Origin of the sequence: Pseudomonas sp. 382, assembly GCF_002759075.1 — a bacterium.
GTDB lineage: Bacteria > Pseudomonadota > Gammaproteobacteria > Pseudomonadales > Pseudomonadaceae > Aquipseudomonas > Aquipseudomonas vlassakiae.
The window spans coordinates 1-22,553 of the sequence record NZ_PEMX01000023.1; the positions used below are offsets into that span (position 1 = coordinate 1).

23 protein-coding genes and 1 tRNA gene are annotated in these 22,553 nt (G+C 63.7%); 16 read left to right on the forward strand and 8 right to left on the reverse strand.

Going from position 1 to position 22,553, the window contains the following annotated elements; translation table 11 throughout:
• The first annotated feature begins 138 nt into the window (after positions 1-138).
• Genes CQW31_RS21670 through CQW31_RS21685 form a run of 4 tightly spaced genes read left to right on the forward strand, consistent with a single transcriptional unit; the run spans position 139 to position 2,654 of the window.
• Positions 139-1,176: an acyltransferase gene (locus CQW31_RS21670; RefSeq protein ID WP_256587426.1), complete on the forward strand. Its 1,038-nt coding sequence runs from the start codon at positions 139-141 to the stop codon at positions 1,174-1,176.
• A gap of 59 nt (positions 1,177-1,235) precedes the next feature.
• The gene (locus CQW31_RS21675) at positions 1,236-1,862 is read left to right on the forward strand and encodes a glycoside hydrolase family 19 protein (protein ID WP_099815362.1); all 627 of its coding nucleotides are present in this window, start codon (positions 1,236-1,238) and stop codon (positions 1,860-1,862) included.
• Positions 1,859-2,401, forward strand: a complete 543-nt coding sequence (locus CQW31_RS21680) for a DUF2514 family protein (protein WP_099815363.1) — start codon at positions 1,859-1,861, stop codon at positions 2,399-2,401. The genes CQW31_RS21675 and CQW31_RS21680 overlap by 4 nt, the downstream gene beginning before the upstream one ends.
• Positions 2,382-2,654, forward strand: a complete 273-nt coding sequence (locus CQW31_RS21685) for a hypothetical protein (protein WP_099815364.1) — start codon at positions 2,382-2,384, stop codon at positions 2,652-2,654. Before CQW31_RS21680 ends, CQW31_RS21685 begins: the two co-directional genes overlap by 20 nt.
• 1 nt (position 2,655) lies before the next feature.
• Here the strand turns inward: CQW31_RS21685 and CQW31_RS21690 are convergent, their stop codons facing one another.
• Positions 2,656-3,828: a tyrosine-type recombinase/integrase gene (locus CQW31_RS21690; protein ID WP_099815365.1), complete on the reverse strand. Its 1,173-nt coding sequence runs from the start codon at positions 3,826-3,828 to the stop codon at positions 2,656-2,658.
• Between the two features lie 236 nt (positions 3,829-4,064).
• Positions 4,065-5,144 (reverse strand): patatin-like phospholipase family protein, encoded by a 1,080-nt coding sequence (locus CQW31_RS21695; RefSeq protein ID WP_054883647.1) that lies wholly within the window; start codon positions 5,142-5,144, stop codon positions 4,065-4,067.
• 152 nt (positions 5,145-5,296) lie between these two features.
• On the opposite strand from CQW31_RS21695, the gene CQW31_RS21700 reads away from it, so the two are divergent.
• The 5 genes from CQW31_RS21700 (at position 5,297) to CQW31_RS21720 (ending at position 9,214) form a co-directional block, all read left to right on the forward strand.
• Entirely contained in the window at positions 5,297-5,605 is a 309-nt protein-coding gene (locus tag CQW31_RS21700) for a PepSY domain-containing protein (RefSeq protein ID WP_054883648.1), read from the forward strand.
• A complete protein-coding gene (locus CQW31_RS21705; protein WP_054883649.1) occupies positions 5,605-5,919 on the forward strand; it encodes a PepSY domain-containing protein in 315 nt (104 codons plus the stop codon). The genes CQW31_RS21700 and CQW31_RS21705 overlap by 1 nt, the downstream gene beginning before the upstream one ends.
• Position 5,920: 1 nt before the next feature.
• Entirely contained in the window at positions 5,921-6,589 is a 669-nt protein-coding gene (locus CQW31_RS21710) for a response regulator transcription factor (RefSeq protein WP_054883650.1), read from the forward strand.
• Positions 6,586-7,905, forward strand: a complete 1,320-nt coding sequence (locus CQW31_RS21715; RefSeq protein ID WP_099815366.1) for a sensor histidine kinase — start codon at positions 6,586-6,588, stop codon at positions 7,903-7,905. The genes CQW31_RS21710 and CQW31_RS21715 overlap by 4 nt, the downstream gene beginning before the upstream one ends.
• Positions 7,906-8,056: 151 nt before the next feature.
• Positions 8,057-9,214, forward strand: coding sequence for an HPP family protein (locus tag CQW31_RS21720; RefSeq protein WP_099815367.1), 1,158 nt, complete (start codon positions 8,057-8,059; stop codon positions 9,212-9,214).
• On the opposite strand, the gene CQW31_RS21725 is transcribed toward CQW31_RS21720, so the two are convergent.
• Positions 9,188-10,054 carry a LysR family transcriptional regulator gene (locus tag CQW31_RS21725; RefSeq protein WP_054883653.1) on the reverse strand — a complete coding sequence of 289 codons (867 nt, stop codon included), beginning with the start codon at positions 10,052-10,054 and terminating at the stop codon, positions 9,188-9,190. The two genes, CQW31_RS21720 and CQW31_RS21725, sit on opposite strands and share 27 nt — an antisense overlap.
• Before the next feature lie 180 nt (positions 10,055-10,234).
• Here CQW31_RS21725 and CQW31_RS21730 point away from each other — a divergent pair, with 180 nt between their 5' ends.
• A complete protein-coding gene (locus CQW31_RS21730) occupies positions 10,235-12,124 on the forward strand; it encodes a propionyl-CoA synthetase (protein ID WP_099815400.1) in 1,890 nt (629 codons plus the stop codon).
• A 110-nt stretch (positions 12,125-12,234) separates the two neighbouring features.
• Here the strand turns inward: CQW31_RS21730 and zapE are convergent, their stop codons facing one another.
• Entirely contained in the window at positions 12,235-13,311 is a 1,077-nt protein-coding gene (zapE, locus tag CQW31_RS21735; RefSeq protein ID WP_099815368.1) for a cell division protein ZapE, read from the reverse strand.
• 105 nt (positions 13,312-13,416) lie between these two features.
• Positions 13,417-13,659, reverse strand: a complete 243-nt coding sequence (locus CQW31_RS21740) for a hypothetical protein (protein ID WP_054883655.1) — start codon at positions 13,657-13,659, stop codon at positions 13,417-13,419.
• Between the two features lie 270 nt (positions 13,660-13,929).
• Between CQW31_RS21740 and CQW31_RS21745 the strand changes: the two genes are divergently transcribed.
• A tRNA-Gln gene (locus CQW31_RS21745) sits at positions 13,930-14,004 on the forward strand.
• A gap of 129 nt (positions 14,005-14,133) precedes the next feature.
• Here CQW31_RS21745 and CQW31_RS21750 read toward each other — a convergent pair.
• The 3 genes from CQW31_RS21750 to CQW31_RS21760 are packed head-to-tail and all read right to left on the reverse strand — an operon-like array spanning position 14,134 to position 19,261.
• The gene (locus tag CQW31_RS21750) at positions 14,134-16,521 is read right to left on the reverse strand and encodes a hybrid sensor histidine kinase/response regulator (protein ID WP_099815369.1); all 2,388 of its coding nucleotides are present in this window, start codon (positions 16,519-16,521) and stop codon (positions 14,134-14,136) included.
• 13 nt (positions 16,522-16,534) lie between these two features.
• Positions 16,535-16,996, reverse strand: a complete 462-nt coding sequence (locus CQW31_RS21755) for a response regulator (protein WP_054886264.1) — start codon at positions 16,994-16,996, stop codon at positions 16,535-16,537.
• 15 nt (positions 16,997-17,011) lie between these two features.
• The gene (locus CQW31_RS21760; protein ID WP_054886265.1) at positions 17,012-19,261 is read right to left on the reverse strand and encodes an ATP-binding protein; all 2,250 of its coding nucleotides are present in this window, start codon (positions 19,259-19,261) and stop codon (positions 17,012-17,014) included.
• Between the two features lie 271 nt (positions 19,262-19,532).
• Here CQW31_RS21760 and CQW31_RS21765 point away from each other — a divergent pair, with 271 nt between their 5' ends.
• The 5 genes from CQW31_RS21765 to CQW31_RS21785 are packed head-to-tail and all read left to right on the forward strand — an operon-like array spanning position 19,533 to position 22,510.
• Positions 19,533-20,060, forward strand: coding sequence for a spore coat U domain-containing protein (locus CQW31_RS21765; RefSeq protein ID WP_054886266.1), 528 nt, complete (start codon positions 19,533-19,535; stop codon positions 20,058-20,060).
• 18 nt (positions 20,061-20,078) lie between these two features.
• Positions 20,079-20,615: a spore coat U domain-containing protein gene (locus CQW31_RS21770; RefSeq protein WP_054886299.1), complete on the forward strand. Its 537-nt coding sequence runs from the start codon at positions 20,079-20,081 to the stop codon at positions 20,613-20,615.
• A gap of 19 nt (positions 20,616-20,634) precedes the next feature.
• Positions 20,635-21,168 (forward strand): spore coat protein U domain-containing protein, encoded by a 534-nt coding sequence (locus CQW31_RS21775; protein ID WP_054886267.1) that lies wholly within the window; start codon positions 20,635-20,637, stop codon positions 21,166-21,168.
• Between the two features lie 15 nt (positions 21,169-21,183).
• Entirely contained in the window at positions 21,184-21,687 is a 504-nt protein-coding gene (locus CQW31_RS21780) for a spore coat U domain-containing protein (protein WP_054886268.1), read from the forward strand.
• A 46-nt stretch (positions 21,688-21,733) separates the two neighbouring features.
• Positions 21,734-22,510: a molecular chaperone gene (locus CQW31_RS21785; protein ID WP_054886269.1), complete on the forward strand. Its 777-nt coding sequence runs from the start codon at positions 21,734-21,736 to the stop codon at positions 22,508-22,510.
• Positions 22,511-22,553: the final 43 nt, after the last annotated feature.

Sequence of the window (22,553 nt, forward strand, 5' to 3'; positions counted from 1 at the left end):
TCTTTGCGGGTCTGCTTGCGCTTGCCGGCGTACTCGGCATCGGCGAAGGTCATCTGCTTCATCAGAAAACTCGGTGGGTGGCGTTCGGCTATTTTGCCAAAATCAGAAAGTCTTTTTCAGACTGTCCCTAATAAAAGCGTGGAGCGGATATCAACTCTAGACGGGATACGGGGGTGGGCCGCTCTGTTTGTAGTTATGTACCATGTTTTTGTACAGAACTTTCCGGGTGAGTTTGTTTCGCCTGATTTACTTGGTAGAATATTGCCCTTTCGCGGAAATTCTGCGGTGTTTGCGTTCTTCATTATTTCCGGATATGCGCTTTCGATTGGCTATATCCGAAAAAATGATTTTGGGGTGCTAGCCCGCATTGCCGTTGGTAGGTATTTTCGATTAGTTGTCCCGATTGCTCTTGGGTGCGCAGTCGTCTACCTATTTGTTTATGCAGGCTTTGTCATTACCCCGGCTCGTAGAGAGGCGGCGGGGGATCTGTCTGTGGTGGCACACTTTGCATTCGTTGGAGCATTCTCGTTTGATCAGCAGGCGACTGTTAGGCCTATACCTCAGCTTTGGACTATGCCATACGAACTCGTAGGGTCATTTTTGACATTATGCATGGTATTTATGCTGTCAAGAAGAAGCTGGAGGTTTTACGGGTATGCGGCAGTGTTCCTAGCGTTGCTGGCCATTCAGTCAATTTATTCCGCATTTGTAGCTGGGATAGTTCTGGCTGAGGCTAGAGCGCTGATTGGGGGCGATTGCATCAAATTTAATTATTCCGGCGTTGCGTTTTTGGGCGCTGCATTTTTGCTGGCTTTCATTCCGCAGGTTGGGTATTTGGTTCCTGTTGTTTTGTTGTCCGCTGTGATTGTGTGTTCTGCTGTTTATAACGAAGCGATCAAGAGCTTCTTGGGTAACTCAGTTAGTCAATTTTTCGGTGTGATTTCTTTCCCGCTGTATATCCTACATGGGGCTATTATTCACTCACTAGGAGTATGGTTGCATCAGGTGTCGAATGATTCGCTTCCTGTATGGGTTTTGGTGAACAGCGCGGTAGTGTGTGCTTGCGTTGTTTTTGCCTGGGCATTTAGGTGGATTGACGTTGCTGGCATTAGGTTTTCACATCTGGTTACCAGATTGGTTCTACCCGCGAGATTGCATCGCGCATTCGTTAACTAGAGCTTTAATATTTTCATGAGGCCCGCCATGAGCGGGCTTTTTTTCGCCTGGAGAAATGCATGCCCATCACCGAGCAGCAACTGCTGCAGATCCTCCCCAATGCCCGCCCGGTCGCGGGCATTTTTGTGCCCGCACTGAACCGCGCCATGGCGCGCTGGAAGATCGACAGCCGCATCCGTCAGGCTGCGTTCCTGGCCCAGGTCGGCCATGAGTCTGGCCAGCTGCGCAACCTGGTCGAGAACCTGAACTACAGTGCCGACGCCCTGGTGCGCACCTGGCCCAGCCGGTTCACCGCGCAGAACGCCGCCGCATACGCCCGGCAGCCGGAGAAGATCGCCAACAAGGTGTACGGCGGACGGATGGGCAACGGCCCGGAGGCATCCGGTGATGGCTGGCGGTTCCGTGGGCGCGGCCTGCTGCAGGTGACCGGGCGCAGCAACTACCGCGAGACTGGCGCTGGCCTGGGTCTTCCGCTTGAAGATGAGCCTGAGCTGCTCGAGCAGGCCGAACATGCCGCCCAGTCCGCCGCCTGGTGGTGGGCGAAGCGCGGCCTGAACGAGATGGCTGACGCCGGCCGCATCCGCGATATCGGCAGCATCATCAACACCGGCCAGCCTGGCAAGGTGCCGTTCGGCGCCGCCGAGCGCCTGGCGCTGTATGACCTAGCCCTGAAGGTGCTGGCATGAGCTGGCTGGGCGCGGTACCGGCCTGGTGCTGGTGGCTGATCGCCCTGGTACTGGTCGCCGGCGGACAGCAGTACCGGGTGGTGGTTGCCCAGGGCGAGACCGGCACTGCCCGCGCAGAGCTGGCCGACTACCGCCTGCAGGTGGCCGAGCGCGACCGGCGCGCCGCGTCCCAGGTCAGAACCGAAGAACAACGCCGCCAGGCCGTGGCGGACAAGGAGGGTGAGAGTGCACGACAACAACTGGAGCTTGCCCAAGGCCGCGCCGCTGCTGCTGAGTCTGCTGCTGGTGGGCTGCGCGGGGAAATCGATCGACTGCGCGCCGGCCACCGAGCCACCTGCGACACCGTCGCTGCCCAGCAGCGCAAGGCAGGAACATCTGCCGTCGTGGTGCTCGGGGGATTGCTTGAAGACGCTGACCGAATGGCGGGCAGCTGCGCAGCAGCGCTTGAGCGAAGCCGAATAGCTGGGCTGGCGTGCGAGTCGATCTATAATGGCCTCTCCATAAAGGGGAGAGAAGATAGTGAGCGGTCGTTACGGTAACCAGAAGCCCCAGGAGTTTTTGCCAGGAATCATCATTCCGCCAGACATCCACGGCCTGCTGCGCAAGCGGGTCGCGGAGATCGAGTCGAGTGACACGGCGACAAATTGCCTGATCGCCCAGGCGCGGGCCGAGAGCCTCGTCGAAGCGCTGGAGGTGCTGAAGGCGATTCAGGCCTACGCCATTGAGCGGCTGTATCAGCTGATCTACGATTCGGCCAAGATCCGGCTGGCCGAACTCGGCAGCGGTCATTGATTCAAGCTGGCAGCACTATGTCGGCCCATTCCTGCATCATCCCGCGCCGCTGCTCTATATAGGTGGCGTGGTTGTACACGTCACGGATTGAGCTGCTGTCCGCGTGGGCGAGCTGGCGCTCGATCCAGTCCTTGTTGTAGCCGCGGCTGTTCATCTCCGTGGAAAACAGGTGCCGGAATCCGTGCGGCGACTGGCGGCCGGTGTATCCGCACCGGTCCATCAGGTTCACCGCGTAGTTGATGCCGATCGGCCGGACGGCGTCAGTTCTGTTCGGGAACACGTACTTCAGGTTGCCGGATATCGGCAGCATCAGGCGCAGGAGCTCGACGGCCTGGCGCGACAGCGGCACCACGTGGTCGCGGCGCATCTTCATCTTGGCGGCCGGGATTGACCAGGTCGCGGTTTCTAGATCGATCTCCGACCATTCGGCCTTGCGCACCTCAGCCGGGCGGCAGGCTGTCAGGATGAGCAGCTTGGTTGCGCACTGCAGCTGCAGTCCCGACTGGCTTTCCTCAATGGCCTTGATGATGGCAGGCATTTCCGTGAAAGCCAGGAACGGCCGGTTTTTATGCGGCGCCATTTTTTCGGTGACAGTGTGCATTTCCGCCGTGGGGTTGTTCTCGATCATGCCGGTGGCGATTGCGTACCGGAATACCTGGCCCATCCACTGCCTGGTCTTAACGGCGGTGGTCACCGATCCGCGGCGTTCTATACGGCGAATCAGCGTGATCACATCCGACCGCTTGATGGCGTCGATCTGGCGCAGGCCGAAGGCCGGTAGTACATCCAGCTCCATCGCGTTCGAAATGATCTTGACCGTTGAGGCGGTCAGACTTCCCTTCCTGAATTCCAGCCATTCGTCATAGACGCGGCGGAATGTCCTCTCCTGGGCGCCAAGGCGCTCTGTCTTCTTCACCCTTCTCGATTCGCGCGGGTCTGTTCCCTGCGCAACCTCTTCGCGCGCCTCATCCCTCCGCGCACGCGCTTCCTTCAAGCCGATCTCTGGGTAAGTCCCAAGCGAAATCCTGGCCTGCTTTCCGAGCCAGGTGAACCTGAAGTGCCAGCTCTTCACGCCGGTCTCGGCGATGTACAGCGTAAGCCCGAGCGAGTCCGCAAGGGTGTAGCCCTTTTCCCGGGGCTTGGCCTGCCTGGCCGCGGTGTCCGTGAGCGCCACTAGTACATTGCCTCTTGCTGGTCGTTGGATGTACTGGATGATGTACTACGTTTCTGTCATTGGGAAGGTACAGCGTGGTACGCGGCGATACGCCAATGACGCCTGATTCAGGGCGTCATGGCTGTTTGTGGTATCGCGCGGTTTTCGGCGGGAATCCACTGTGGAATCCTTGAAGATTTCCACGCTGTCATAACTCTATGTGAATCAATAATGCGCGCAGTCTACCAGCATGGCCGCTACAAGGCTTGCAGGCGTTCGTGCAACCGCCCGGTGGCGATCAGCTCCAGCAACTCATCACCCAGTCGCTGGCTTTCGGCGATCGCTTTGTACCAATAACGCTTGCGACCGGGCGCATCGCCCATGAAACGCTTGAAGTCGTTGCGATCTGGCAACTTGCCGAAGGGAAGGGCGGCCAGGTACTGCGGCGACGGCGTCATCAGCAGCACGTTCTGCAGACGCGTGGGGTCCCCTTTGCGCCAAGGCAGCGCCTTGTCGAACCAGCCGGGCACGACCTTGTCGGTAAAGTGCGGGTAGAGCACCAGGTCGTTACCGCGGTAGGGCAGGTCGAGGTGGTAGTCGAGCAGGCCGCCATCGCGGTAGGTGCCGGCACCAGCACCGGGAATGTCGCGCACGCCTTCCATCACCATCGGTATCGAGCCCGAGGCGAGCAGGGCCTGGCGCAGGTTGCAAAGGTCCAGCGGCAGGCAGCGCGAGGGAAAGTCGGTGAGAGCGTCGAGCGGCGGTTCGCTGCGCGCATCGTGCAGAATGACCCGTTCGAAGTGCCGGGCCAGGCGCGCACGCCCTAGCAGGTTGCTGGCGACCACCGAACCCAGGCCCATGCCGAGGCGGCCGCGGTGGTCGTGAGCGAGCTGGCCGTGGCTTTTTACCACCAGGATGTTCAGGCGGTAGTGCGGGTTGGCGAGGATCTGCCCGTCACGTCCCTGCAGCAGGTCGTCGAGCATGCGCTGGCAACTGCGGCTGATCTCGGCGGGGGTGACGCCTTTGGCAAAGTCCTGCTCGGTATAAAGCTCGCCCAGGCGGCGGATGCCGGCGACCGGGTCGTCGAGGCATGCGCTGGCGAAGCGCCAGGAGCCGATCGAGGCGCCGATCAGCGCGCGCTGTCGGGGTGCCGAGGGCAGCCATTCACCGAACAGTGCCAGGTCCAGACCCTGGATGCCCAGGGGCTTTGGGCCACCTGCCGCGCCTGGCAGCACACCGACATCGCTTGCCTGCAGTCCCTTTTCGCGAATCTGGCGTATAGCGCGCTGGCCAGCCTTGAAAGTGAGTGCAGGGTATTTGATGTGAATGGCGCTCATGACGGATCTCGCAGGTAACAAGGCGGTCATTATAGGGGCTTGAGACCGTTTCAGCTGCGCTATCATGGCGCCAGCTGTTTTCAGGTTGAATTAAGGACCGCTGGTTAGTCTTAGCCCCGTAGACAACTTGAACCTCGCTCAGGAGAGCCCCCATGAAAACTTTGACTGCCCTGTTCACCGCCGCCGCCCTTGCCTTGGGCGCCAATGCCGCCTTCGCTCAGGACGTCCAGCCTGACAAAGTGGTCGAGTTGGTCAATGCCAAGACCATCAAGTCGCTGGACGAGCTCAAGGCCGCTGCCGTGGCCAAGCACCCAGGCGCCACCGTTACCGACTCGGAGCTGGAAAACGAATACGGTCGTTACATCTACAAGGTCGAATTGCGTGATTCGCAGAACGTCGAGTGGGATGTCGACCTGGATGCCAAGACCGGTGAAGTGCTGAAGGACGAGCAGGACCACTGATGATCCACTTACCCCGGCCGGCGCGATACCTGGCGTTGTCCTTGCTGGCCGTGTGCTCCTTGGCCGTTGCCCGCGACCTGGACCAGGACGAAGCCCTGAAGCTACGGCAGAAGGGCATCATCCTGCCGCTCGAGCAATTGCTGGATACTGCCCTGGGGCGTTACCCCGGGGCTCGCCTGCTGGAGGCAGAGCTGGAAGAAGACGACGGCCGTTACGAATATGAAGTCGAGCTGCTGACCAGGGACGGCGTAGTGCGCGAGGTCAAGCTCGATGCCAGCAGCGGCGCGCTGCTCAAAGATGAGGAAGACGACTGACATGCGCTTGCTGCTTGTCGAAGACAACGTGCCCCTGGCCGACGAACTGACCACCAGCCTGCAACGCCAGGGCTACGCCGTGGACTGGCTGGCCGATGGCCGCGACGCGGTGTACCAGGGCCAGAGCGAACCCTATGATCTGATCATCCTCGACCTCGGCTTGCCGGGCTTGCCGGGCCTGGAGGTGCTGGCGCAATGGCGTGCCGGCGGCCTCGCCACGCCGGTGCTGATCCTCACGGCGCGCGGGTCGTGGGCGGAACGCATCGAAGGTTTGAAGACCGGGGCGGACGACTACCTCAGCAAGCCCTTTCACCCCGAGGAACTGCAGTTGCGCATTCAGGCCCTGCTGCGCCGTGCCCGCGGCCTGGCCAACCAGCCAACTCTGGAAGCTGCAGGCCTGCAGCTGGATGAAAGCCGCCAGTGCGTGAGCCGCGATGGCGTCGACATCCAGCTCACCGCTGCGGAGTTTCGCCTGTTGCGCTACTTCATGCTGCACCCCCAGCAGATCCTGTCCAAGAGCCACCTGGCCGAGCACCTTTACGACGGCGAGACCGAGCGCGATTCCAATGTGCTGGAAGTACACGTCAACCACCTGCGGCGCAAGCTGGGTCGCAGCGTCATCGAGACACGTCGCGGGCAAGGCTACATTTATGCCGGGAGCACCGGGTGAAGTCCATCCAGGCGCGCCTGAGCCTGGGCCTGGTCGCCGTGCTGGTGCTGGTCGGGCTGGTACTGGCGCAATTGACCCTGTGGCTGTTCGAGGCAGGCTTGCAGCGCTACCTGGAAAACGGCCTGCGCAAGGAAAGCGAGAACCTGCTGGTTGCATTGGTACGCGGGCCGAATGGCCTGCAGCTGGATGAGCGGCGCGTTTCCGCTGCCTATCAGCGGCCTTTTTCGGGGTACTACTTCCGTATCGATCTAGACCAGGGCACGTGGCGTTCGCGCTCGCTGTGGGACCTGGACATGCCCAAACCGGCCACGCCGGGGTTGTCCGATAGCCACGAGCTGGGCCCGGAAGGCCAGCAGCTGTTGGCCTTGCGCGCCGATTACCGGCGCCTGGGCCAGGACATCTCGATCAGCGTGGCACAGGACTACTCGCCGGTTCGCGACGGTTTCCGCCGCTTGCAGCAGATCGGCCTGGGGATGGGGCTGGTGGCATTGCTGATCGTGCTGGTGCTGCAGCGCATCACCGTCACCCGCTCGTTGCGCCCGCTGGAGCGCGCGCGCCAGCAGATCGCCCAGCTGCAGCAAGGCCAACGCTCGTTACTCGATGCCGAGGTGCCCAGCGAGCTGGCGCCGCTGGTGGACCAGATCAACCACTTGCTCAGCCATACCGAAGACAGCCTGCGCCGCTCGCGCAATGCCCTGGGCAACCTCGGCCATGCACTGAAGACGCCGCTGGCGGTGCTGCTCAGCCTGGCATCCAGTGAGCGCTTGCAGGGCCTGCCTGAGGTGCAGGCGCAGTTGCGTGAACAGTTGGAGCAGATCCAGCAGCGCCTGGCCCGTGAGCTGAACCGGGCACGGCTGGCCGGCGATGCCTTGCCTGGGGCGCAGTTCGACTGTGATGCCGAACTGCCTGGCTTGCTCTCGACCTTGGCCATGATCCATGGCGAGGGCTTGCTGCTCGAGCACGATGTCCCACCGGGCCTGCTGCTGCCGTGGGATCGTGAAGACGTGCTGGAACTCCTCGGCAACCTGCTGGACAACGCCTGCAAATGGGCCGACAGCGAAGTGCGGCTGGGGATCGCGCCGACAGCCGGGGGCTATCGGTTATGGGTCGATGACGATGGCCCCGGGATTCCGCAAAACCAGCGCCTGCAGGTGCTGGAGCGTGGTTCGCGGCTGGATGAACAGGTCGATGGGCATGGGCTGGGGCTTGGCATCGTGCGCGACATCGTCGAGGCTTGGGGCGGGCGTCTGGCGTTGCTGGATAGCCCCTTGGGCGGGCTGCGGGTGAGCATCGAGTTGCCGCGCAAGGCGCGCTAGTGCCAGGGCACACCTGGTGCCCCCAGTGCCCAGTTCAGCACTGCAAAAAAATTGCAGTACAGGCGCATTTTTTTGAATTAGCCCCGTCTGCCTCCAACCGGCACAATTCCTTCGTTTTCAATCAGAAATACTTCAGATCCCGATTACTTGAATGTCTGCCATGCGTTCTGAAAGTCGTCTTCAGCGGCTACTGCCAGCCCCCCTGAATATCCCTCCCAAACAAGGCGTGCGTGCCGCTATCGGTGCGTTGCTCGGCCTGTCACTCGCCGGCTGGCTGACCAGCCTTGCCTATGGGCCGGGCATTGCCCTGCACCTGCTCGGCCCGTTGGCGGCCTCGGCAGTGCTGGTGTTCGCCGTGCATTCCGGGCCCTTGGCGCAGCCGTGGCCAGTGCTCGGCAGCTATGCCTTGGCCGGTGCCGTCGGCTTGGCCCTGCGCCAGGGGTTTGGCCCAGAGCTCTGGGTAGCGGCCGTTGCCTTGGGGCTTTCGATTCTGGTGATGTGCCTGCTGCGTTGCCTGCACCCACCGGGTGGTGGGGTGGCAGTGAGTGCGGTCCTGGCCGACCCGGGCTTGACGGCCATGGGCGATCACCTGCTTGAACCGGTACTGCTCAACGCGCTGATCCTGGTGGCCGTGGCCGTGATCTACAACCGGCTCACCGGTGTGCAGTACCCGAAAGCCGGGGCGCCGCGCAAGGACGTGCACCATACCCACGACCCGCTGCCCAGCGAGCGCGTGGGCATCAGTGGCGCTGACCTGGACCAGGCCCTTGAAGAGTTGGGTGAGTTTGTCGATGTCACCCGCGACGAACTGGAGCGCATCATTCTTGCCACGGAACAGCATGCGCTGCAGCGTAGCCTGGGCGGCATCACTGCCGGCGCGGTAATGTCCCGCGACGTGCAGTTCGCTACGCCGGACACCCCCTTGGAGCAGGCCTGGAAGATGCTCGCTGACCACCACCTGAAAACCTTGCCGGTGCTGCAGCAGGGCAAGCTGGTGGGCATTGTCAGCCTCAGTGACCTGGCGGGCGCGGCCATGCAGCGTGGCCAATTCAGCTGGCGTGGCCTGTTCGGTCGCCAGACAGTGCGCATGGCGCAGGTGATGAGCCGGCGGGTAGTCAGCGTCAGCAGCCAGCACCCGCTGGAGCGCCTGTTGCCGCTGCTGTGCGAGCAGGGTTTGCACTGCCTGCCGGTACTCGACGGCGAGCAATTGGTTGGCGTGGTCACCCAGACCGACCTGATCGCCGGCCTCAAGCGCCAGTTGCTCAGTGCGACCGGCGATACCTCAGACAGCCGGGTCCCAGCGTTGTGACCAATCGCTGGCGCCGGCTGCCACCTGCCGGCGCAGCATCGCGAAGGCCTGCTGCAAGGCTTCGCTGTCGCGCTTGCGCGAGTAGACCAGGTAGGTCGGGTAGGTAAATTCCGGCGCCTGTGGCACCCGCTCGAACACACCACTCTCCAGGTAGGCCTGGACCACGCGGGTACGGAAGTAGCCGCTGCCACCTTGCTCCAGGATGAACTGCAGTGCCAGCGGCCCGAGGTTGAAACTCAGCGCCGGGCGTGCGCAGTCGGGCAGGGCGGCGTCATGTTGGCGGCGGAAGGCTTCGCCCCAGTCAATGTAGATATAGGGCTCAGGTTGCGCGACCCGGCGCACGCGGATCAGCTTTTCTTCCATCAGTTGCTCCACCTGCAGCCCCGGGCCGTAGGTCGGCTGGTAGACCAGCGCGGCGTCGAGCAGGCCCATCTCCACCTTGTGCAGCAACGACTCGCCATCGCTCACCTCGCTGCGGATGGCATGGCTGGGCAGCTCGCGGTACAAGGCGCCGACCCAGTCGAGCAGCATCGGGTTGCCCAGGCTCACCTCCGCGCCCACATGCAGCACCTGCCGGCAGCCTGCGGGTAGCGGCAGGTCGCGGCGTGCCGCTTCCCAGGTCTGCACCAGCTGGTTGGCATAGCTGACGAAGGCTTCGCCGTCACTGGTCAGGCTGGCGCCATTGCGGCTGCGCACAAAGAGCTGGCAGCCCAGTTGCTGCTCCAGGCGCTGCACACGGGCGGTGATCGCGGTCTGCGAAACGAAGAGGCGTTCGGCAGCGGCGACCAGGCTGCCGCAACGCACGATTTCCAGGAAGGTCCGGGCCTGATCGATGTCCATGAGCTGCTCTGTGGCGGGAAGGGCGGCCTATTCTAGAGGCTTTGCACCGTTGTGGGGCATTTCTGTCAGGTCTGCAAATTTGCAGGTCCGTTGTGACTTTAGTCCCATGGCGGCCCCGGTGTGGCAGGCCATACTCACTATCCGCCCTTCAATAACAACAAGTACCGGGTTTTCATCGACATGACCTACCAGCACAGCTACGCCCAATCCATTGCCGACCCTGCGGCCTTCTGGGCCGAGCAGGCCAAAGCCCTGGCCTGGTATCGGCAACCCTCGCAGACCTTGCAGAACAACCCCGACGGTACCCACCGCTGGTTCGCCGACGGTCGCCTAAACAGCTGTTACCTGGCCCTGGACCGGCAGATCGAACTGGGCCGGGGTGAGCAGCTGGCGTTGATCTACGACTCTCCCGTGACCGGTGTGCAACAGACCTTCACCTACTATCAGTTGCGCGACGAAGTGGCGCGCCTGGCCGGCCTGCTGCGGCAGTTGGGCGTGGGCCAGGGCGACGGGGTGATCATCTACATGCCGATGGTGCCGCAGGCGGCCATGGCCATGCTCGCCTGTGCGCGAATCGGCGCGGTGCATTCGGTGGTGTTCGGTGGCTTTGCCGCCAACGAGTTGGCGCTGCGTATCGATGATGCCCGGCCCACGCTGGTGCTCACCGCGTCCTGTGGGCTGGAGTTCGACCGGGTGATCGAATACAAGCCGCTGGTCGACCGCGCCCTGCAGCTGGCCCGCCATCAGCCTCGCAAGGTGCTGGTGCTGCAACGGCCCCAGGCCCGTGCGCAGTTGCTGGCAGGCCGTGACCTGGACTGGCAGCAGGCCTTGGCCGGTGCCGAGCCGGTGGCGCCCGTCGAGCTGGAGGCCGGCGCCCCGCTGTACATCATGTACACCTCCGGTACAACCGGCAAACCCAAGGGCATCGTCCGCGAAAATGGTGGCAACGCGGTCGCGCTTTGCTATGCGATGCGTCATATCTACGGCATGCAGGCCGGGGATGTATGGTGGGGCATTTCCGATGTCGGCTGGGTGGTTGGCCATTCGCTGATCGTCTACGGGCCACTGATGAGCGGTTGCACCACGATGTTCTACGAGGGCAAGCCGATCCGCACGCCGGACGCCTCGGCGTATTGGCGGGTGGTCGAGCAGTACCAGGTCAATGCCTTGTTCTGCGCGCCGACGGCCATGCGGGCGATCCGCAAGGAAGACCCGGAAGGCGAGCTGATCCGCAAGCATGACCTGAGCTCGTTGCGCCAGCTGTTCCTGGCCGGGGAAAAACTCGATTCCAGTACGCACCAGTGGCTGGAGCAGGTCACCGGCAAACCGGTGCACGACCACTGGTGGCAAACCGAGACTGGCTGGCCGGTCACCGCGCCTTGCGTGGGGCTGGAAGGCAGTGCGGCGCGGCCGGGTTCGAGCAACCGTGCGGTGCCGGGTTATCACGTGCGCGTGCTCGATGACGACGGGCACCTGCTGGGGCCGGACCAACAGGGCTCCATCGTCATTGCCCTGCCGCTGCCGCCCGGGTGCAGCCAGACCTTGTGGGGCGACCATGAACGTTACCTGCAAGCCTACCTGCAGACCTACCCTGGCTATTACCACACGGGTGACGGCGGTTACCTCGACGAGGAGGGCTTCGTCTACATCATGGGCCGCACCGACGACGTGATAAACGTCTCCGGGCATCGGCTGTCCACCGGGGAGATGGAGGACTTGGTCGCCCGTCACCCGGCGGTGGCCGAGTGTGCGGTGATCGGTGTGCATGACGAGATCAAGGGCCAGGTGCCGCTGGCGCTGGTGGTGCTCAAGGATGGCGAGGGCATAGCCGAAGCGCAGTTGCTGGTGGAATTGGTCGGCAGGGTGCGTGAGGAAATCGGCGCGCTGGCGTGTTTCAACCGGGTGCGCCTGGTCAAGCGTTTGCCCAAGACCCGTTCGGGGAAAATTCTGCGGGCGGTACTGCGCAAGATTGCCGATGGGCAGGCTTACGTACCGCCTTCGACCCTGGATGACGCGGCGGTGCTGGGGGAGATCGAGGCGGTGCTGGCGGATTTGCCCAGGGCAGGTTGATCTGGGGCCGCTTTGCGGCCCTTTCGCGACACAAGGCCGCTCCTACAGGATCGCGCGGTACTTGTAGGAGCGGCCTTGCGTCGCGAAAGGGCTGCGCAGCAGCCCCAATATCACTCAGGTCCTGCTTGATGCAATTGCCCCAACCGACTGCGGGTGCGCATCAGGTCGGCCAGCGGCCCGCCGAGGCTTTGTTCCAGTGGCCGGCGCCCGATCACGGTCACCTGCCGATCCTGGTCATAAAGCACGTCCACCAGGTTGACGAAGCGCTGCTGCGCCGCCAGCGAACACGCCGACAGATCATCCAGCCCATCGATGATCCACTCGTCGTACTGTGCGGCCAGCACCAGGTAGTCGATTACCGCTGTGGCCTTCTCGCACAGGTCCTCGAAGGCCAGCATCACGCGTCGGCCATCGACGGCCAAGGCGCGCAGCGGGCGCTTGTTCACTTCCAGCACCACGGGTTGCTCAGCGGGTAGGTCAAGCGCCCGGCGCTGCGCCGCATCGCCCGGCCACACATAGTGCCCTATGGTAAAGCGCTGCTGCTCGCGGTTGGCCGGCAGGCTGCGAAAGTCCGTGTCGCCGCCCACTTCAAGCACGTCCATCGAACCGTTGATCAGGCGGATCACCGGCAGGAAGCGTTCGTGGTACAGCGGGTTGGGCAGCAGCCCTTCAGGCGCGTAGTTGGAGGTCACCAACAGGAAGATACCGCGGGTGAACAAGGCGTTGAACAGTCGGGTGAGCAGCATGGCATCGCCGATGTCATGCACGTGAAACTCATCGAAGCACAGCACCTGGCAGCCGCCCAGTAGCTCGTCCAGAGTGGCGCCCAGCGCATCGTCCAGCAGGCGGTGCTGGTGCATGCCTTGGTGCAGGCGGGCAAAAAAGTCGTGGAAGTGCAGGCGCCGTTTGGCCGCTACCGGTACCGCCTGGAAGAAACCATCGAGCAGCCAGCTCTTGCCACGGCCGACCGAGCCGTACAGATAGAGGCTGCGAGGCTGGCCTCCCTCCAGCAGACGCGCGATTTGCGCGGCCATGCTGTCGATGACCCGGCGCTGACCATCGCTGAGCTGATAGCCGCGGCTGGCGGCCTTGTCTTCGAGCCAACTGAGCAATTCGCTCTGTTGAGGCGCGGCAGGGCGCAGGCGCTGGCCGAGCTGGCGCAGCGGTGCAGGGATCCAGGCGGGCAAGGTGAAGCCTCCTTGGGCAAATGCGGGCTGCGCGCAGCTTGCCCGAGGCGAGCGCTTTTGACCAATACAAAAAGTGCCAGGCATCTATCGCCTGGCACGATGTGTTCAGGCCTTGCGCTCCAGCTGGCGCTCGATCATGTATTTCACGGTCAACCGGCGCTCCTTCAGGTGTAGCAGGTCTTCGTCGACGAAGTTGCCGGCCGAGATCGATTCGGCAGCCAGCACCTGGTTGTCGATATCCACATACTCATCGAGCAGCCGGTCCAGGGTCTTGTCCTGCTGGCGCCGCTGCTGGACGATTTCGCGGGGGTAGTGCAGGTCCTGGTAAAGGTCGTGGGAAACGGGCATGGGGTCCTCCTTGGTCAATAGAATTCGCTTATCTGATTGGAAGGGAGGAATGCGATTGCGTTGAAGCGCAGCGCTATAAATACGACGAACGGTTGCCCGAGCGGTCCGCAGAATCGGCGCGTGAACACTAACTTGCTGTTTTAAGGCATTTTTTTTCACGAAGGGGGTTTACAGGCTGAATCTATGTGTTAAAGTGCCGCGCATTCCAAGACAACAACCCGGTTGTCACTCGATTGGAATTGTCAGGTCAGCGTCAGCTGCATCCGATACAGGGGCGTCGCCAAGCGGTAAGGCAGCAGGTTTTGATCCTGCCATGCGTTGGTTCGAATCCAGCCGCCCCTGCCATTTTTCTCTTCAGTTAGCAAATTTCCCAATCAGTGCAGACGACCGTCAGCGCTGGTTTTGTCGTTTCCGTTTCCTGCACCAGCCTCTTCGCGGGTAAACCCGCGAAGAGGCTGGTGCAGGAAAACGAATCTAACCGGTTGCGCGCAGCAGTTCATTCAACATCCTGGCCAGTTCATCGGCCTGCACCGGCTTCTGCATCACCAGGCTTCCCGGTAACTCCAGCCCTTGCAGTTCCGCATACCCGGTCAGGAACACCACCGGCAATTGCGGATAGCGGTCGCGCGCCGCCATGGCCAGTTGCCCGCCGTTGAATTCGGGCATGGCAAAGTCGGTCAGTAGCAGGTCGATATCATCGTCCAGCAAGGCCAGCGCCTGCTCCCCGCTGTGCGCCTGGCGCACCTGGTAGCCATACTGGCGCAGCACGTCACCGAGCAGGTCGCGCACCAGGTGATCGTCATCCACCAGCAGCACCGTGCGGTCCCTGCCACTGTCGTCGATGGTCAGTGCAGCGATCGGCGCGACGGGATCGATGGCCACCTCTTGCTTCACTGCCGGCAAGTACACCGCCACCAGGGTGCCATGCCCAGGCTCGGTATCGATGCGCACACCGCCACCGGACTGCTTGGCGAAGCCGAACACCTGGGCCAGGCCCAGGCCAGAACCCTTGCCGATGTCCTTGGTGGTGAAGAACGGCTCGAACACCTTGGCCAGCACCTCTTCGCTCATGCCGCAGCCGGTGTCGCGAATGCTCAGCATCACGTATTCGCCGGGCTCCGGGTCTTCCGGGCGTTGCGGGCGGGTGCTGATGCGTGTGTTGCGGGTCGACAGGGTCAACTGGCCGCCTTCGGGCATGGCGTCGCGGGCGTTGATCGCCAGGTTGAGGATGATCATCTCGGTCTGGGTCGGGTCGGTCAGCGCCTGCCACAGGCTATGGTCCAGGTCCAGGCGCACGCGGATATTGCCGCCGAGGGTGCGGCGCAGCAGTTCTTCCAGGCCGGTAAGGGTGCGGTTCAGGTTCAGCGGCACCGGCTCCAGGCGCTGGCGACGGGAGAACGCGAGCAGTTGCGAGGTCAGCTTGGCGCCGCGGTCACCGGCTTCGCGGATATGCGTGAGGCGGCTGCGGGCCTTGGCCAGGTCCCCCTTGGCCAGGTCGCGCTCAAGGAAGCTGGCGCCGGTGAGGATGACCGTGAGCAGGTTGTTGAAGTCATGGGCGACCCCGGCGGTGAGCTGGCCGACGGCCTCCAGCCGCTGCATCTGCTGCAGTGCCGCCTCGATGCGTTCACGCTCGGCGATCTGTTCGCGCAGGCGGTTGTTGGCTTCGGCCAGGCCCAGGGCGGTTTCCCGCTCGCTGGTGATGTCCCGCGCCACCACGTAGAGCAGGGTATCTTCCGGTACCACGACCCAGGACAGCCAGCGCAACTGGCCGCCGGCGTGCTGGATGCGGCCGACGAAGCGCGCACTGGTGCGGCCATGGGCGAGGGCGGCCAGTTCGGTCAGCAGCGCTTCCTGATCCGCCTCAGGCAGCAGGTGCAGCAGCGAAGCCTGGCTCAGACGCTCGCGGGAAAAGCCCAGGCTGGCCTCCCAGGCCGGGTTGAGGGCCACCGGGGTCAGGTCCTTGTTGAGCACTGCGAGCAAGTCCTGGGACAGCTCCCAGGCGCGGTCGCGCTCACGGGTACGGCGCTCGACCCGTTCGCCGAGCATCTCGTTGAGCTGCTTGAGCGCAAGGGTCGCCTGGCGTTGGGTATGGATGTCCTGCAATACACCGGTAAACCGCGTGCACTGGCCATCGACGAACTGGCACTGGCCGCTGCTGAGCAGCCAGCGCGGTTCCAGGCCATGAGGTTGGGCAATGCGGAACTCGACCCGGTACAGGCCGTCGCTGTCCGGGCGCATGGCCTGCTCGACGGCCTCGCGCACCTTGGCGAGGTCGTCGGGGTAGATGCCGGCGTAGAACACCTCAAGGCTCATCTCGGTCTCGGCTGGCAGGCCGAAGAGGGTCTTGCAGCGCACATCCCAAACCAGTTGGCCCTGTTGCGGCCGGAAGTCCCAGGTGCCCATGCCGGCGGCATCGATGGCAATGCGCGCGCGCGCCTCGACATCAGCCAGGGCTTCTTCGGCACGGCGCCGGCGCTGGCGTTCCTGCACTTCGGACAAGGCCCGGCGCACGGCCTTGGGCAACAACGGCAGGTTCTTCTTCAGCACATAATCGGTGGCGCCCAGGCGAATCATCTCGACCGCATGCTCTTCGCCATAGATGCCCGAGAGGAAGATGAACGGCGTGTCAGGGGCCAGGCGCTGGGTGATGGCCAGCACTTCGGTACCGGACGATCCCGGCAGCACGCAGTCGCACAGGATCAGGTCGAAACTGCCTTCAAGCAGGGCGTGCTCGACCCCGACATGGTCGAAAACCAGCCGCGATTGCACCTGTAACCCGCTGCGCTCCAGGCGCATCAGGGTCAGCTCGGCGTCCATCGAGCTGTCTTCGACCATCAGCAACTTGAGTGGTGTGGGCAACATCTCTGCGGGGGCCTCAGTGGCTGCCACGGCGGTTCAGGCGCAGCGAACCGGGAGGCGGTTCGTTGAGCACCGCCCAGAATACGCCAAGGTCGGAAATCGCCGCGACGAACTCCTTGAACTCCACGGGCTTGACCACATAGGCGTTGACCCCAAGTTCGTAGGCGCGCAGCAGGTCGGGCTCTTCCCGCGAGGAAGTCAGCATCACCGTGGGTATGCTGCGCAGCTCGGGCGTGGTACGCACTACCTTGAGCACTTCCAGGCCGTCGACTTTCGGCAGCTTGAGGTCCAGCAGCAGGACGGCCGGGTTGCCGTCGGCACGCTCGTGGTAAGTGTTGCGGCGTAACAGGTAGTCGAGGGCATCGGCGCCGTCGCGCAGGACGATCACTTCGTTGGCCAGCTGGCTGCGTTCCAGGGCCAGGAGCGTCAGCTCCAGGTCCCGGGGGTTGTCTTCGACCAGCAAGATTGGTTTGAGCATGGTGATACGGGTACCTCAGGTGGTTGCGGGGTGACGGGGCAGGGTGAAGTAGAAGCAGGCACCCTGGTCGAGATGGCCTTCGGCCCAGACTCGCCCGTCATGACGCTCGATAATCCGCCGCACGCTGGCAAGGCCGATCCCGGTGCCTTCGAAGTCTTCCATGCGGTGCAGGCGCTGGAACACTCCGAACAGCTTGTTGGCGTAGGCCATATCGAAGCCTACACCATTGTCGCGGATGTATATCTGCGTCTCGTCGTGGTTTTGCTCGGACCCGATGGTGATGTGGGCGGGTTCACGGCCACGGGTGTACTTGATGGCGTTGGCGATCAGGTTGTGCAAGGCCAGGTTGATGAACGCCGGGTCGGCGATGACCTTGGGCAGCGGCGCGATATCCCAGACGATTTCGCGGCCTGCATAGTCCGGGGCCAGGTCCTGGCGGATGGCGTCGACCAGCGCATTGAGGTCGACATCCGACAGGCGCAGGGCCGAGCGGCCCATCTGCGAGAAATGGAGCAGGTTGTCGACCAGGCTGCCGGCAAAGCGCGCGGCTTCATCGATGTGCTGCAGGAAGCGTTTACCGCGCTCGCTCAGGCCCTGGCCCTCGATCTCGCCGAGCAGCTCGGTGTAGCCGGCGATGTGGCGCAACGGGGCGCGCAGGTCATGGGACACACTGTAGGAGAAGGCTTCGAGTTCCTTGTTCGAGCGGCGCAGCTCGTTGGCCAGTTGCGCCAGCTCCTCGGCTTTGCGCAGCACGATACCCAGCACTGCCGTGCGCAATTCGAGCACGCCTTCGATGACCAGTGGGTCCCAGGGGGCGCTGTAGCCGCTGATCTCTTCTCGCCAGCGCTCGAAACTGTGCCGCGGGTTGAGCGTACCCTGGGCGTCGATCTGCTTGTCGGGGCGCCCGGCCCAGTCGACGGTACGCACCTGCTCGGGGCGGAACCATAGCAGGTAGTGCGAGTGGATCTGCGAGATGGCCACGGCCAGCACGCCGCCGGCATACGCGGCCAGTTCTGGCAGTTCATCGATGTCACGGCGCAGGTTGTCGCTGTGGAATACCGTTTCTTCGCCACGCTGCTCCAGCCAGTGCACCAGGGCCGTGACCTGCGCCGCAGGCGGGGTCTGGCCGATCAGCTCACAGCGGTCGGCGGAGATGATCGCCGCGCCGCTGGCGCCTGCGAACGCCAGCAGCACCTCGGGCAAGTCGTACAGGCCATCGCTGACGCTGTCATGGTCGGCCATCGACGAGATCATGCGCACGATGTGCTGGCGCAGCTCGAGCAACTGGCGGGTCTTGGCGTGCGATTCGCGGCTCTCGATCTGCAGCGACAGCACGCTGGCCAGCAGTTCGCAGGCCGTGCGGGTACGGAACTCGACCGCGCGCGGCTGGGCGTGGTGGCAGGAGATCAGGCCCCAGAGCTGGCCATCGACCACGATCGACAATGACATCGAAGCCAGGGTACCCATGTTGCGCATGTATTGCAGGTGCACCGGCGACACGCTGCGCAGGGCGGCGAAGCTCATGTCCAGAGGCTTGCCAGTGCGCGGGTTGTTCGCCGGCAAGAGGGGGGAGGCGTGGTAGTTGGCATCTTCGATCACGCGGATGCGATTGACCCGGTACAGGTCGCGGGCCTGGCGCGGGATGTCCGTCGCGGGGAAGCGCAGGCCAAGGTAACTCGGATAACCGGCGTCGGCCAGTTCGGCGAGCACCTGGCCATTGCCCTCGGCATCGAAGCGGTAGGCCAGGACCCGGCCGAAGCCGGTGATGCGCTTCACTTGCACCACGCATTGCTGGAGCAGCTCTTCGAGGCTGTCGGCGTTGTGCAGGCTGCTGACGAACCCGCGCACCAGTGGGTAGTAGTCGCCCTGGTCGGTTACGTCCGCAGGCAGGCGGAAGGGTTCGAACTCGGCGATCAGTACCTGGTCATGGCGGTGGGTCAGCAGGCGCAGTTTGTCGCTGCACGGCGCGCCCTCGCGCAAGCGCACATCGCCGATGTGGAACGGGAACGCTTCGTCGTCAGGCAGGCGTTCGAGCTGGACGCGGAGGTCGAAGCGCTCGCTGACCAAGTCAGCGAAGGTACAGCCGATCAGCTCCCTGGCCGGTACACCCAACCAGCGCTCGATGTTCTCGCTTGCCTGGAGGATACGCAGGTCGTGTTCATCCAGTACCAGCAGAAAGCCGTGCGGCTGGATACTGCCGGGCACCTGGATCGGCTCTTCGGCGCAGCGCTCCACGGCGGCGTCGAGCGCTTTGTCTGCAGTCATTGGTGGAAACGCTCCTGTGAAGTTCTTCCATGCATGCCGCCGGCAACGGACGCTGGCGGTTGGCTAACGGCCACCCTAGCAGAATGCCGATCGCTTTTGTCGGCCCATGGCCATTGGAGGCATGGGATGGCCCGGGGTTCGCCGGGATTCGGAAATTTCTTGTCGGCCTGCTACCGCTTTGGCGTTAGCACAAAAGAATGGCACCCAGCCATCACGGTTCTGTCACCTGCTGCTACGCTCAGAATCACACGAGAAAAACAAGGAACATCCAGTGACGGAACGCTTTCTGGCCGCGCTGTTTGGCCTGTTGTTGAGCGGCAGTGCCGTAGCGGCGGACTTCCTGGTCGAGGTGCGGGTACTGGTGCAGCGCGGCTGCATGCTGATTACCCAGCAGCGTGATGCGGGCGCCCAGGCCCTGGGTCGGATCGACCTGGGTGCTGCCGCACGCCTGGACGGCCCGGATGCGCCACTGAGTGGCGTATTGCTCAGCCAGCGCCCGCCACGGCTCGAATGCAACCCTGACACAGCTTACCAAGTGCGGGTCGACGGTGGCCAGCATGGCGGCGTTGGCGAGCTGCGCTTTCTGGCCAGCGACGACACCAAGGCCAGACCGATCCCCTATCGGCTTTTCCGTGATGCCGCCTGGCGCGAGCCGGTGGTTGTCGGTGAAGCGCATGCCGCGCGTGTGCCTGATACCGGCTCGGTTGAGCTGCCGCTCTACGCCCGCATCGACAAGCTGGCCTGGGTGCCACGCGCCGGCCAGTACGCCGACCGGCTCAAAGTCACGGTCACCTGGTAGCGAGGCACCCGGCACATGTTGAACCGTACTTCGATCCTGCTGCTCAGCCTTGGCCCGTTGCTGTTGCCCAGTGGCGGGGCACATGGCACCACCACAGGGTTCATCCAGGCGCGGCTGGTGATCAGCGCTGCCTGCCAGATCAACAGCGGTGACCAGCCGCCAGCCACGCTGGGCAATCCAGGCCTGATGGATTTCGGCGAGCGCGGCCCGAACTGGGACACGCCGCTGCGCAGTCGGGTCGACGAGGCGGGTGGCGAGGGCAGTTTGCGGATCAGTTGCACGCCAGAGGTGCGGGCGTTCAATGTGCGCATCAATGGTGGCCTGAATGGCGACGATGGCGTCCGTCGTCTCAGCAATGGCCGAGAAATGATCCCCTATCAACTGGCAGTCGACCCGGGTGGCAACAGCCGCTACGGCATCGGCCAAGCCCGTGCCTTTACCGTCAGCAGTTTCGAGCAGATCCCTATTCCCATCTACGGTGTGGTAGTGGCGCAGCCGCGCGCACTGCCGGCTGGGCTGTACCGCGACACCCTGAGAGTGACCCTGGACTGGTAAACGACGCAAGGAGACTCAGATGCGCACGACTTTTTCCCGTTGCATGCTCGCCGGCCTCGGCCTGGCCATGGCAGCTCACACCCAGGCCGCTACGGTGACCGGGACCATCTCCTCGACCCTGACCCTGACCTCGGCGTGCCAGGTCAACGGCGCCGGCGGCACCTCGGGGCTGAACTTCGGTACCCTGAACTTTGGCACCCAGGAAGCCCTGTTCACCACCGCCAATGCCCAGGTGCTGGGCGGTGGCGGTGGCGCCATGAGCATCCTCTGCTCGGCCGGCACGGTGCCGGCGATCCGCGTGCGGGCCGGGTCACATGATGGCCAGTCTACCGGCGGCACGCGTGCGCTGGCTGACGGCGCTGGCAATTTCGTGCCCTACGACTTCTACACCGATGCCGGGCGCACCACGCTGTTGGCCATCGACGGCACCATCACCTTGCCGACCAGCACTGGCGTGGCGCAGACCGTCAACCTGTATGGCCAGGCGCGGGGCAAGGCGGGCCTTCCGGCCGGGACGTACACCGACACCGTGGCAGTCGAGCTGTCGTTCTGAACCATGCCCAGCGCCATGCGTTGCTGGCTCACGGGTTGCCTGACGGGGCTCGGCATGTGGCTGCCCCTGCCCCTGGATGCCGCGACCAGCAGTACTTTCCAGGTCACCGCGCAGATCGTTGCCGGCTGCCTGGTGGTGGGCGGGGTGACCAATTACGGCGCGCTCGACTTCGGCACCCAGTCGGCACTGTCCACCGGCCTTCTCAGCACCTCGCTGGGCGGCGCCACGGTGACCTTCCAGTGCACCCCGGGGGTGACCATGAGCATGAGCCTGGACGGCGGCCAGAACAGCGCCAGTGGTACGCGCAACCTCAAGCGTACGGGCGGCACCCAGGTGCTGGCCTACCAGTTGTACCGGGACGCGGCCTATAGCCAGGTTCTGGGCATCGGCCAGAGCGTGACGGTGAGTTACACCGACGCCACGGCCATCAAGTTGCCGGTGTATGGCCGTACCCAGTTGCCCGGCACTTTGCCGGCCGGGACCTACACCGATGTGGTGCAAGTATCGGTGACCTGGTGAACACACCAGGACCCAGGACCCAAGAAAAAAGACCAAGGAGAGTGGTATGGGGGGAGGCGCGAAGTGGGCGCAAGGTGCGGTCGGTCTGTTGCTGTTGGCGAGCCTGCCGGCAGGGGCGGCCACCTCGGTGCTGATCTGGCCGATCGACCCGGTGCTGGAGGCTGACCAGAAGGCCGGCGCCCTGTGGCTGGAAAATCGCGGCACGGCGCCGGCCAGCCTGCAGGTACGGGTGTTCGCCTGGCGCCAGGGTGACTATCAGGAGCAGTTCCAGGCCCAGCGCGAGGTCATCGGCAGCCCGCCGGTGGCCACCATTGCTCCCGGGCAAAAGCAGCTGATCCGCCTGACCCGCACGGGCAGTTCGCCGGCCGGCCAGGAGCAGGCCTACCGCATCATCATCGACGAGATCCCCTCGCCGATGCCCACCGACACTGCCAGCCAGGGCACCACCGCAGCGATCCGCCTGCAGATGCGCTATTCGGTGCCGTTGTTCGTCTATGGCGAAGGCTTGTGGGGCAAGCCTGACCCGCAAGGCAAGCGCAACGCCGACGGCGTCGGCAAGCCGCAGCTCAGCTGGCGCGCGGTGACGGTGCAGGGCAAACCCTATGTGGAAATGCGCAATACCGGCCCGGTGCATGCGCGTCTGACCGATGTGGTGGTGCAGCAGGGTGGCCAGGGCAAACCCTTGGCCGAGGGCCTGCTTGGCTATGTGCTGCCCGGTGCCAGCATGCGCTGGCCGGCGCCGGTAGTGCCGAACGCAGGCAGTGTGATCAAGGGCAGGGTAAACGGCCAGGAAGTGGCCGAAGCGATCCGGCAAGGGCAATGAGCCCGCGGCTGGATGAAAGGCATGGCCCATGGAGCATCTGGCA

What these genes read in the sequence shown, in the direction of transcription:
- CQW31_RS21675 (WP_099815362.1), top strand. Translation starts at nt 1,236, where the DNA reads ATGCCCATCACCGAGCAGCAACTGCTGCAGATCCTCCCCAATGCCCGC.
- CQW31_RS21740 (WP_054883655.1), bottom strand. Translation starts at nt 13,659, where the DNA reads ATGCCCGTTTCCCACGACCTTTACCAGGACCTGCACTACCCCCGCGAA.
- CQW31_RS21680 (WP_099815363.1), top strand. Translation starts at nt 1,859, where the DNA reads ATGAGCTGGCTGGGCGCGGTACCGGCCTGGTGCTGGTGGCTGATCGCC.
- CQW31_RS21720 (WP_099815367.1), top strand. Translation starts at nt 8,057, where the DNA reads ATGTCTGCCATGCGTTCTGAAAGTCGTCTTCAGCGGCTACTGCCAGCC.
- CQW31_RS21730 (WP_099815400.1), top strand. Translation starts at nt 10,235, where the DNA reads ATGACCTACCAGCACAGCTACGCCCAATCCATTGCCGACCCTGCGGCC.
- CQW31_RS21750 (WP_099815369.1), bottom strand. Translation starts at nt 16,521, where the DNA reads ATGTTGCCCACACCACTCAAGTTGCTGATGGTCGAAGACAGCTCGATG.
- CQW31_RS21780 (WP_054886268.1), top strand. Translation starts at nt 21,184, where the DNA reads ATGCGTTGCTGGCTCACGGGTTGCCTGACGGGGCTCGGCATGTGGCTG.
- CQW31_RS21785 (WP_054886269.1), top strand. Translation starts at nt 21,734, where the DNA reads ATGGGGGGAGGCGCGAAGTGGGCGCAAGGTGCGGTCGGTCTGTTGCTG.
- CQW31_RS21695 (WP_054883647.1), bottom strand. Translation starts at nt 5,144, where the DNA reads ATGAGCGCCATTCACATCAAATACCCTGCACTCACTTTCAAGGCTGGC.
- CQW31_RS21710 (WP_054883650.1), top strand. Translation starts at nt 5,921, where the DNA reads ATGCGCTTGCTGCTTGTCGAAGACAACGTGCCCCTGGCCGACGAACTG.
- CQW31_RS21725 (WP_054883653.1), bottom strand. Translation starts at nt 10,054, where the DNA reads ATGGACATCGATCAGGCCCGGACCTTCCTGGAAATCGTGCGTTGCGGC.
- CQW31_RS21700 (WP_054883648.1), top strand. Translation starts at nt 5,297, where the DNA reads ATGAAAACTTTGACTGCCCTGTTCACCGCCGCCGCCCTTGCCTTGGGC.
- CQW31_RS21760 (WP_054886265.1), bottom strand. Translation starts at nt 19,261, where the DNA reads ATGACTGCAGACAAAGCGCTCGACGCCGCCGTGGAGCGCTGCGCCGAA.
- CQW31_RS21775 (WP_054886267.1), top strand. Translation starts at nt 20,635, where the DNA reads ATGCGCACGACTTTTTCCCGTTGCATGCTCGCCGGCCTCGGCCTGGCC.
- CQW31_RS21705 (WP_054883649.1), top strand. Translation starts at nt 5,605, where the DNA reads ATGATCCACTTACCCCGGCCGGCGCGATACCTGGCGTTGTCCTTGCTG.
- CQW31_RS21755 (WP_054886264.1), bottom strand. Translation starts at nt 16,996, where the DNA reads ATGCTCAAACCAATCTTGCTGGTCGAAGACAACCCCCGGGACCTGGAG.